General features: G+C 30.3%; 3 protein-coding genes. 1 reads left to right on the top strand and 2 read right to left on the bottom strand.

Translation table 11 applies throughout. The features are described 5' to 3' along the window. Positions 1-4: 4 nt before the first annotated feature. Positions 5-127, bottom strand: coding sequence for a hypothetical protein (locus F6K13_RS28350; protein WP_275670435.1), 123 nt, complete (start codon positions 125-127; stop codon positions 5-7). A gap of 359 nt (positions 128-486) precedes the next feature. Beyond that, positions 487-2010 (bottom strand): glycosyltransferase family 39 protein, encoded by a 1524-nt coding sequence (locus tag F6K13_RS28345; RefSeq protein ID WP_124143438.1) that lies wholly within the window; start codon positions 2008-2010, stop codon positions 487-489. A gap of 273 nt (positions 2011-2283) precedes the next feature. On the opposite strand from F6K13_RS28345, the gene F6K13_RS35495 reads away from it, so the two are divergent. After that, on the top strand, positions 2284-2364 hold the full coding sequence (locus F6K13_RS35495) for a DUF2256 domain-containing protein (RefSeq protein WP_353735729.1): 81 nt from the start codon (positions 2284-2286) through the stop codon (positions 2362-2364). Positions 2365-2456 lie beyond the last annotated feature (92 nt).

The following is a 2456-nucleotide window of genomic DNA, read 5'->3' as shown; positions in this document are numbered from 1 at the left end:
TTTATCATTTTCTTTGTGGGTTTAATACCCCACCGTCAACTGGAGTGTTCAAAATTACTTGGGGGAGCGAATCCCCATGTAATTTTCCTCCTGTCTCCTGTCTCCTGTCTCCTGTCTCCTTCTTCAAAGCATTATTTTTTCAAACTGGTATAACTTAGTATTAGCAACAGTCTGATACTAGTTATCTTAAGTCTAGTTCCGCATTTGTCAAATGACTAAACCTTAGTTTCCCAGGTTTTAATGGTTGTAAATTTCCATCTGTTTTTTGTTGAAGATATTAGTGACCAATATAAATTTACCTGTTTGAATTTTTTGAGATTAAATTACTTCTGGTATCGTTTATATTAGGATGCTATAAGTCAGAATTTAAAAGAGATAAATTGATAGATTCTTTTTATACATAAGCATTTTTTTTATCTAAAAAAAACGGCGAATATTTCATAAAATATACTTCCATATTTAGAAAATTATTTTATCTGATGTATATTATTTATCCAATCTTAAATAGTAATAAAAATTTTGGTCTTGGTATTGTAAGATGTAACGGTTATTTAATAGGTTTAAATTCTGATAAACTTGTAAATTTTCTTGAAAAATTGGGTCAGAATCTTTTAATTCTATCAATTCTACTCTCACTTTTTTTTCTACTTCTCGTAATTCATGTAATGTTTGGGGTAATTGCCAAATTACTTGAGTTGGATAATTAGCGATCGCTAAATAAAGATTTTTTTCAGACATAACTACCTGTGGTTGAATTGGCAATTTTGAGATGACTTTTTCTAATCGGGAACTATTAGTAGATAAACGTTGATACTGTCTTTGTTGGGTTTTTCTGAGTAGGTGAAAAGTGACAAAGTTTGAGTAACTTAAATACAGACAAATTCCTAATCCAATAGCTACTACTTTTTTGATTTTTAATTGTGGTGTTAATAGCCACAAACCAGTCACAGATAAGATTGCCATTAATGGAGAAAAAACTGCTAATCCTCTAGTTGCATTAATATATTGATAAAGTAATAAAAATGCCAGTAAAGCTGAGAGAAAATTAATTAAGCTAAAAATAGATAAATTTGTATATTTTTGCCATCGTTGTAACTTTTTTTGATAACTTGCTGTTGCAAGTACAGCTAAATTAATACTCCATAACACTAGCATTGAAATAGTAATTGTTCCATAGACTGAAAATTTTTTAAAATTAATTATGAGAGTGCAATTAAATAGAAAATTTTCCCAGATCATTCTCAGCATATCAGTCAAATTAGATTGGGATAAAATTATTGTTGCTGCATAGGGATAAATTTCTTGATTTTGAGAAAGGGGAATTAAAACAGTGACAAACAGTAATCCAAAAGAAAATAGTAAGCTCAATAAAGTTTTTTTGTAATGTTGATTTTTCTCAATCCACAAAACAGCTATACTTGCAGGAAACAAGGTTAATAAGAATGGTTTGATTAAATATGCTAAAGCTATTACTAAACCTAAAAATATCCCTTTTAAAAAGCTTTCTTTTTGTACAAACAAAAGAGCAACAACTACCATGATTACAGCAGCAGCCGATATTTCTGTCATTACTGAATGAGTCAAAATTAAAGTGTAAGGATAAATCAAATAAATCAAACTAGCCCCAAAACCAACCCATTGATTAGCAATGAATCTGCCAACTGTAAAAATTAAAAATATCGTCAAAATCAGCAGAAAATAATTAACAAAAAACGGTGTTCTTTCATTAATGCCACCAATCAAAAAACCAACAGCCAAAATCAAAGGATAACCAGGGAGATGAGTATCCTTAGTCGGATAACCCTTTTGAATAATACTACTAGCTAAATAATGATTACTATTAAAGTCAAAATGACGCACAATATTTTGAGCTACAGTGTAGTAAAGTGTTTCATCATTCCAACGAATTTGTAAAGAAACTGGCCTCGTAAAATAAAGAGCTATCGCCGTCATCATCAAAAGCAATACATAAGGAAAAATATTCGTCAATAAGTTTTTACAAGTCTTCATTTTTGCATAAATTAATCAAGAAGAAAAAAATTATCTAAAATTCCCAACTTTTGGCTGTATATTCCTCTTGGTAGAAGGAAAAATTGTTTATAGTTAGAAGCCTAGATTTGATATTTTAAAAGTAGATAAATTTTAAATTCTCAAAATCATCTTTTTTCGGTAAAATAATTAATAGGTATAGTAAAATAAGCAAAAATCAGAACAGCAAAAAACTAGCAAAGGTAATATAAACAATGCTTTTTTCACACACTGAGACTAAATATCATATCATGTATGGGAAAGACTAAATCTAAATCTGACTTACCAACCAAAATATGCCCTGTATGTAATCGCCCTTTTAACCGGAGGATTTGAAGCAGGATCTCAGGAAGATTACACAGGCCCGACGCACCATCAGTGTGTCGCTTTGGACGTGAACAGAAAAGGAAATGGCGGATTCTCGAAGG

Source organism: Okeania sp. SIO2B9, assembly GCF_010672505.1.
GTDB lineage: Bacteria > Cyanobacteriota > Cyanobacteriia > Cyanobacteriales > Microcoleaceae > Okeania > Okeania hirsuta.
Note: the sequence above shows the minus strand (reverse complement) of the source record. Positions and strands in the feature narration are given on the sequence as shown.